Genomic DNA, 7,340 nt, shown 5'->3' with positions numbered 1-7,340 from the left:
GCAAGGGCGACCTCGGCACGCTCCTGGCGGGCCGGGACACCTGGACAGTCGTCGGTTAGTGCCCAGTAACAGCCATGGGGCGGCGTCGGCACGGTGCGGTGGCCTAAAGCTCAAGGCCGTGAAGTTACGGGCTGTTCGCCGGGCTCAAGATGTTGATGCTGAGGGTGGCTGTGTAGGTGGGTCGGTCGACTTTGAGGCTCTTGTACGCGTATCGGGACAGAGGTCGTTTTACTGCGCGGGGGCTGACGCGCAGGCGGCGGGAGGGCATGAGCTGGTCCAGGATGGCTCGGCCGATCGTTCCGACGAGTTCGATGGCGGTGTCGGCGGTGATGCCCGCGGCCTGGATCATCTGATCGTGGGCGCATCGGAGCGCAACGCTGAAACTGCCCCGGTCCGGGTCCGCTTCGGGTGTGGTCGCGGTGGCGTCGGCGATCGCGATCCGCAGGACCTGGTAGGCGACCAGCAGGGCGTAGACCTCCTGGGCGATGCCGGCCCAGGTCTTCGAGCGCAGGACCCGGCGGCCCAGCATCGACTTCTTGATCGCGAAGTACGCGGACTCCACTGCACATCGCTCGTGATGCAGGCTGGCCAGGCCGGATGCCGGGTATCGGTGGTGGTCAAGGAGGTTGGTGGCCCGTCGATGGGGCCCAGTCTGACGGCCCTGACTGGTGGTGGCGGTGATCTCGCACCCGATGATACGGACCTCGATGCCACTGAAGCGGGAGAGGTAGGAGGCGTCGTCGAAGCGGGCCAGAACCGGGGGCTTGCGGACGGCCGAGACGCGAGCCAGGAAGGCAGCCTCGGTCGTGCGGTCAGGTAGATCTGCGGGTAACCGTAGGCCGTGTACTGGTTGGTGCTCTTACCCAGACGGCCCTGGCGCAGCGGGACGTCGGGGACGTCGAGGTAGGTGCCGTCGATGTGCGACGGTCAGCAGGCCCTGGCAGCGGGACCCGACGGTACGGGGTGTTGTGGCCGGGCCGCGCAACAGGTCGAACAGGGCCCGCATGGGGCGGACACCCCAGACGGGTCCGGGCGTCCCAGAGCGCCGTGCCGGTGATCTTCGCGACCGGTATCGCCTCCAGCGCGGCGGTGAGCTTGCGCCAGACGGCCAGGTAGCCGCAGTCCTCGAACAAGGCTGCGGCCAGCAGCAGGTAGACCAGCACCCGGGCAGGGATCTTCCGCAGGCGTCGCTGGACAGCACCGGTCTCGGGACCCCAGGGCCGCATCGATCATCTCGAACGGGACGATTCGAGTGAGTTCCCCCAGGTGCCCTGGGGCGAACAGGCCCTTCGTCACCGTGATTTCACGCGTGATGACACACCGATCGGATAGCGGAGCCTCCGGTGCCGTGAACGGCCATCTTCGTCGACTGGCAGTTCTACCGGGGCTCCGCTTCTCACGTCCCGAGTAACCGCAGATCAGAGCGCACTTGCCAACACCCCCGGAGCCATAACTTCACGGCCTTGGCCTAAAGGACCTCAGGCGGGCTGCCGGTCCCCCTCCTGCTCGGCCTCCACCCGGGCGTTCCACTCCTTCTTCGACGCCTGCCAGCCGCTCTCGTCATGGCCCAGGCGCCAGTATCCGGAGATGGACAGGTCCTCCCGCGGCACCGCACGGTCCAGCCGCAGGTGCCTGCGCAGCTCCTTTACCATCCCCGCCTCACCGTGCACGAAGGCGTGCACCCGCCCCGCGGGGAAGTCCAGCGAACGGACGGCCGGGAGCAGCAGCTCTCCCGGACGGGCCGTTCCCCGGTGCAGCCAGTTCACCTCGACGCCGGCGGGAACGCTCAGCTGCTGCTCCTCCGTGCGGTCGGAGACCTCCAGTAGCGCCCGCACGGTGGCGCCCGCGGGCAGCTGCTCAAGCGCGGCTGCGATCGCCGGCAGCGCGCTCTCGTCACCGGCCAGGAGGTGCCAGTCCGCCTCCGTACGAGGGGAGTACGCGCCTCCGGGACCGAGGAAGCGAATGCTGTCACCGGGACGGGCACTCTCGGCCCAGGGGCCGGCGAGCCCCGTCGTGCCGTGCACCACGAAGTCCAGTGTCAGCTCGCGCAGTTCCGCGTCCCAGCGGCGCACGGTGTACGTCCGGGTGGCCGGCCACTGGTCGCGGGGGAACTCGGCGCGGATCCGCGTGATGTCGAAGGGCTCCGGATACGTCACGCCCGGGACGGGGAACAGCAGCTTGACGTACGCGTCCGTGTGCTGGCCGCCGGGGAACTCCGCCAGGGAGCCCCCACCGAGCACCACACGCACCATGTGCGGGGTGAGCCGCTTCGTGCGCACCACCTGGGCGTGATGGAGATCGGACGTCTTGCGTGTGGCCGTACGGCCTGCCACATCTGCCACAGGGGCCTCCAGGAGGACACAGCGATGCACGATTACTTAGGTATACCTAACCTATCAAACGATGGTCGCCTCTGCGCTCGCCGCTCCCGCCCGCCTCAGCCCTTGGCACTACCGCCGCGCGCTCCCCGCCAGCACGCCGAGCAGCCGCTCCAGCGAACCGCCCAGCCCCCAGCGGCCGGCCAGCGACTCCAGCGCGGCCGGATCGCGCGGCGCGGCCGGCAGCGTGGCAACGAACTCCGGCAGCGCCACGTCCCGCGCCACCCGGACCACCCGTGGTGCCACGTCCAGATAGGGACGTGCCGTCTCCAACCGGCTCCGCTGCGCGGGCGTCAGCCCGGATCCGGGGTCGGCGACGGCCGCCAGGATCCCGTCCAGGTCACCGAACCGCTCCAGTAGCTTGGTGGCGGTCTTCTCGCCGATCCCGGGCACCCCGGGCAGTCCGTCACTGGGATCGCCGCGCAGCAGTGCGAGGGTGGCGTATCCGGGGCCGTCCACGCCGTACTTCGCGCGCAGCGCGGACTCGTCGTACGTCGCCAGCGTGCCCACCCCCTTGACCGGGTAGAGCACCCGCACGTCACGGTCATCGTCGACGAGTTGGAGCAGGTCGCGATCGCCGGTGACGATGTCCACCGGTCCGCTGGCGCGGGTCGAGAGCGTCCCGATGACGTCATCGGCCTCGCACTCCGGCGCGCCCACCCGGGCGATACCGAGCGCGTCCAACACCGCGTCGATCACCGGGACCTGTGGGGAGAGCGTGTCCGGGACCTCCTCGGTGTCCGGACCGGCGTCGGACACGTCCCGCACGCGGTGCGTCTTGTACGAGGGGATCAGCGCCACCCGCCACGCGGGCCGCCAGTCGAAGTCCATACAGGCCACCAGGTCGTCCGGCTGGTGGTCCTGCACCAGCCGGGCGATGAAGTCCAGCAGTCCGCGCACCGCGTTGACCGGCGTGCCGTCCGGGGCACGCACGGAATCCGGCACGCCGAAGTACGCGCGGAAGTACAGGGATGCCGTGTCGAGCAGCATGAGGCGCCGCGCAGTCGTCGAAGTCACCCCTCCGATCATGCCGTACGACACTGACAGCGACCGGCATCCCGGAGTCCTTACCCTGTGGAGGATGTCCACACCACACCGCTACGAACTGACCGTCCGCTGGACCGGGAACACGGGCGCCGGCACCGCCACCTACCGCTCCTTCGCCCGCACCCACGAGGTACGCGGAGCGGGGAAACCCAGCATCCCGGCCTCCGCCGACCCGCGGTTCCGTGGGGACGTGGAGCGCTGGAACCCGGAGGAGCTGCTGCTCGCCTCCCTCGCACAGTGCCACATGCTCTGGTATCTCCACCTCTGCTCGACGCACGGGGTGGTGGTGACCGACTACGTCGACCAGCCGGTCGGCGCCCTGGAGTTGGACGAAGGGGGCCGTGGTGGCGGGCGGTTNCGTCCCGCACGCGGTGCGTCTTGTACGAGGGGATCAGCGCCACCCGCCACGCGGGCCGCCAGTCGAAGTCCATACAGGCCACCAGGTCGTCCGGCTGGTGGTCCTGCACCAGCCGGGCGATGAAGTCCAGCAGTCCGCGCACCGCGTTGACCGGCGTGCCGTCCGGGGCACGCACGGAATCCGGCACGCCGAAGTACGCGCGGAAGTACAGGGATGCCGTGTCGAGCAGCATGAGGCGCCGCGCAGTCGTCGAAGTCACCCCTCCGATCATGCCGTACGACACTGACAGCGACCGGCATCCCGGAGTCCTTACCCTGTGGAGGATGTCCACACCACACCGCTACGAACTGACCGTCCGCTGGACCGGGAACACGGGCGCCGGCACCGCCACCTACCGCTCCTTCGCCCGCACCCACGAGGTACGCGGAGCGGGGAAACCCAGCATCCCGGCCTCCGCCGACCCGCGGTTCCGTGGGGACGTGGAGCGCTGGAACCCGGAGGAGCTGCTGCTCGCCTCCCTCGCACAGTGCCACATGCTCTGGTATCTCCACCTCTGCTCGACGCACGGGGTGGTGGTGACCGACTACGTCGACCAGCCGGTCGGCGCCCTGGAGTTGGACGAAGGGGGCCGTGGTGGCGGGCGGTTCACCGAGGCGGTGCTACGTCCGCGGGTGACCGTGGCGGAGGCCACCATGGTGGAGCCGGCCCGCTCGCTGCACGCGGACGTTCCGGCGCTGTGTTTCATCGCGCGCTCGGTCGACTTCCCGGTGCTACACGAACCGATGATCCACACCGAGCGCCGGCAGGGGTGATCGTCCGGCCGCGTACGCGTACCTCGTACGCGCAGGCCGTACGAGGATCCGGCAACCCCGGGTGTGGCATGCCGCCTTGGGACGCGGCGTACGGGCGCCGGGCGTGGTGGGCGTCGAAACGCCGTGCGTCCCGGGACTGTTCCGCGGCACCAGCCAGTGTCACGCAGTGTCGCTCCACTAGGATTTCCGCGTGACCATGACGACTCCGCCCGGTTGGTTTCCAGACCCAGGGCATTCCGGTAACGGCCCGTCCCCGGAGCGTTGGTGGGACGGTGCGCGATGGACCGAGCACACCCGAGCGGGACAGTTCGCCCCTGGTTCCCCCGGCTCGCCGGCACCGGGCGCCCCCGTGCTGCCGTCCGGCCCGCCGATACCGCCCCCCAGCTCGGCCGGTCGACCCCGGGGGCCCTTGATAGCGGGTGTCGTCTGCGGCGCGATCGTGCTGGTGGCGCTGGTGGTCGGCGGCGTCCTGATCGCCGGAGGAGACTCCGGAGAGGAGGACGACCAGGCGGGCGGCGACTCCGCCCCCACCGCCTCCGAGGTGCCGGAGGGCGAGGGGACCCCCGAGGACGAACCACGCGAGTCCGGGCCCGAGCACACGCCCTCCCCGGACGGCGGCGCCACCCAACTCGCGGAGGGTGTGGTGCTGCCGTTGCTGGGTGGCTGGGAGCGCACCGAGGGTTCCCGCGGTGCCGCCACGGTGACTTCCGAGTCCTACCCCTGTCCCGAGGAGCCCGAGGCGCGTTGCGTACGCGGTGGGGCCTCGCTGCTGCGGGCGCCCGCGGAGAGCAGCGGCCCCGAGCGGGCCGCGCAGACCGACATCCGCGCCAACGTGCGGCGTTCGTACGGTTCGCAGGGCTACGGCGGCATCTCGTCGACGGAGGAGGTGGCGGCCGAGGACGTGCGGGTCGCCGGCGAGCGGGGCTACCGGGTGCAGTGGAAGGTGGAGACCGAGGAGGGGACCGGCGCGTACGTGGAGTCCGTGGCCTTCCGGCACCCGGGTGGGACGGGCCGACTGGTGATCCTGCGGGGGAGTGTCGACATCCACGACGACGCGCCGCCACCAAGCGCCCTGGAGAAACTGCGTGAGGGAGTGCGCGAGGGCGTGATCCAGGAGGACGACGGAAACAGCGAGCAGGTCGACGCCGAAGTCCGCGGACACGCGCGGGCCTCAGAGGAACGTACGGCCCTCGCCGCGGTACGTCGGCACGGCGGCTGACACCTCCCGTCCCTCGACGAGGTGCAGGCTGTCGAAACGCTCGCACAACTCGCCGGACTTGGCGTGCCGGAACCACACCTTGTCGCCGATCAGCAGGTCGTCCGCCGCCCCGCCCAGCAGCGGGGTCTGCACCTCGCCCGGACCCTCCACGGGATCGTAGCGCAGCCCCGGGGGGAGGTACGGCTGCGGCAGCCGGTCGCCGCCGGGGGCGCCGGACGCCGGGTAGCCGCCACCCAGCACGGTGACCGCGCCCAGTCCCGGGCGGCGTACCACCGGCATGGCGAACAGCGCGGCCGGGCGCCCGGTGAACGAGGTGTACGTGTCGAACAGTCTCGGCACGAGCAGCCCCGAGCCGGCGGCGATCTCCGTCACCGCCTCCTCGGCGGCCGTGTGCTGGACGCTGCCGGTACCACCGCCGTTGACGAACTCCAGGTCGGGTGCCACCGCGCGGACCGCTCGTACGGCGGCGGCACGCCGCTCGGCGAGTTGGCCGCGGGCGGCGTGCTGCATCAGCCGGATCGCCCGGGACCGCACGGGACGTCCGGGCACCGCGTCGCCCACGCCCGCCACGTGTCCCTCGTAGGCCATCAGCCCGACCAGCCGGAAGCCGGGGCGCCGCAGCACCGTACGAGCCAGGTGCGCCAGTTCGGCCGGCGTCCGCAGCGGAGACCGACGGGCGCCGACACGGATCCGGTCGCCGAACAGCCGCAGTGAGGTGTCCAGTTCCAGACACACCCGGATCTCCTCGCTGCCGTCATGGCGGGCGGCGTCGATCAGCTCCAGCTGGGCCGGGTCGTCGATCATCACGGTCACCGCCCGGGCCAGCTTCGGGTCGTTCGCCAGCTCCGCGTAGGCCCGCCGGTCCGTGCTCGGGTACGCGAGCAGCACATCGGGCAGACCCGAACGCGCCAGCCACAGGGACTCGGCCAGCGTGAAGCTCAGCACTCCGCTGAAGCCGTCCTGGTCCAGGGCGCGTTCCAGCAGCGCGCGGCAGCGCAGCGACTTGCTGGCGACACGCAGCGGCTTACCCCTGGCCCGACGCCGCAGATCGGCCGCGTTCGCGTCGAACGCGGCCAGGTCGACGACGGCGAGCGGCGCGTCGAGGTCGGCGGTCGCACGGTCGTATCGGATGCGGTCAGCGGCGAGGTCCCGGCTCCTGTCGTACACCCCGGCAGCTTGCCAGAGGCGCCGCGTGCAACACAGTCCGCCTTCGGCTTGCCGGACCTACCTGTACGCCCCGTAGAGTTACCGCGCACACCACGCGCCAGCGGGCGGCGGGGCGTTGCCGGAGGGGACGTACGGCTCGAAGGGCACTCGTGTGGGCAACGAGGCGCGGGAGGGGACACGGATGACCGCGGAGGACGACGGTTCCCCTGATCCGCATGTCCCGCTACCACCCGTGATGCCGCCGCGTCCCTCGACGCCGCCTACGGTGGCCGCGCCCGAGGAGACGCCCACGCCGCCCCGCACCACCGGGCCACCACGACCGACCGCGCCTCCGCGACCCGCGGCACCGCCGCGCCCCA

General features: G+C 71.2%; 7 protein-coding genes and 1 pseudogene. 2 read left to right on the top strand and 6 right to left on the bottom strand.

The window, feature by feature from the left end:
• Positions 1-124: 124 nt before the first annotated feature.
• From AN216_RS29750 to AN216_RS27320, 5 genes and pseudogenes are all read right to left on the bottom strand, one after another.
• Positions 125-562 carry a hypothetical protein gene (locus tag AN216_RS29750; RefSeq protein WP_212732724.1) on the bottom strand — a complete coding sequence of 146 codons (438 nt, stop codon included), beginning with the start codon at positions 560-562 and terminating at the stop codon, positions 125-127.
• Positions 563-812: 250 nt separating this feature from the next.
• Positions 813-1,226, bottom strand: a complete 414-nt coding sequence (locus AN216_RS29745) for a transposase domain-containing protein (protein ID WP_212732723.1) — start codon at positions 1,224-1,226, stop codon at positions 813-815.
• Between the two features lie 252 nt (positions 1,227-1,478).
• Complete coding sequence (locus AN216_RS18535; RefSeq protein WP_070197831.1) at positions 1,479-2,333, bottom strand: siderophore-interacting protein; 855 nt, start codon at positions 2,331-2,333, stop codon at positions 1,479-1,481.
• A 117-nt stretch (positions 2,334-2,450) separates the two neighbouring features.
• On the bottom strand, positions 2,451-3,368 hold the full coding sequence (locus AN216_RS18530) for a 5'-3' exonuclease (RefSeq protein ID WP_070197830.1): 918 nt from the start codon (positions 3,366-3,368) through the stop codon (positions 2,451-2,453).
• A gap of 410 nt (positions 3,369-3,778) precedes the next feature.
• Positions 3,779-4,054 (bottom strand): annotated as a pseudogene (locus AN216_RS27320) (flap endonuclease); the annotation flags it as partial.
• Between the two features lie 52 nt (positions 4,055-4,106).
• Between AN216_RS27320 and AN216_RS18525 the strand changes: the two are divergent.
• Both AN216_RS18525 and AN216_RS18520 read left to right on the top strand, forming a co-directional pair.
• Positions 4,107-4,595 carry an OsmC family protein gene (locus tag AN216_RS18525; protein WP_070197832.1) on the top strand — a complete coding sequence of 163 codons (489 nt, stop codon included), beginning with the start codon at positions 4,107-4,109 and terminating at the stop codon, positions 4,593-4,595.
• Positions 4,596-4,791: 196 nt separating this feature from the next.
• The gene (locus tag AN216_RS18520; protein WP_244502526.1) at positions 4,792-5,814 is read left to right on the top strand and encodes a DUF2510 domain-containing protein; all 1,023 of its coding nucleotides are present in this window, start codon (positions 4,792-4,794) and stop codon (positions 5,812-5,814) included.
• Here the strand turns inward: AN216_RS18520 and AN216_RS18515 are convergent.
• Positions 5,767-6,981 (bottom strand): amino acid deaminase/aldolase, encoded by a 1,215-nt coding sequence (locus AN216_RS18515; RefSeq protein ID WP_070197828.1) that lies wholly within the window; start codon positions 6,979-6,981, stop codon positions 5,767-5,769. The genes AN216_RS18520 and AN216_RS18515 overlap by 48 nt on opposite strands.
• Between the last annotated feature and the right edge of the window lie 359 nt (positions 6,982-7,340).

It is taken from the genome of Streptomyces oceani (assembly GCF_001751245.1).
In the GTDB taxonomy this organism is placed as follows: domain Bacteria; phylum Actinomycetota; class Actinomycetes; order Streptomycetales; family Streptomycetaceae; genus Streptomyces; species Streptomyces oceani.
This window is presented reverse-complemented; position numbering and strand designations above follow the sequence as displayed.

Coding starts and splice junctions, on each gene's coding strand:
- AN216_RS29745 (WP_212732723.1), bottom strand. CDS start 1,226: ATGCGGCCCTGGGGTCCCGAGACCGGTGCTGTCCAGCGACGCCTGCGG.
- AN216_RS18530 (WP_070197830.1), bottom strand. CDS start 3,368: ATGCTGCTCGACACGGCATCCCTGTACTTCCGCGCGTACTTCGGCGTG.
- AN216_RS18525 (WP_070197832.1), top strand. CDS start 4,107: ATGTCCACACCACACCGCTACGAACTGACCGTCCGCTGGACCGGGAAC.
- AN216_RS18520 (WP_244502526.1), top strand. CDS start 4,792: ATGACGACTCCGCCCGGTTGGTTTCCAGACCCAGGGCATTCCGGTAAC.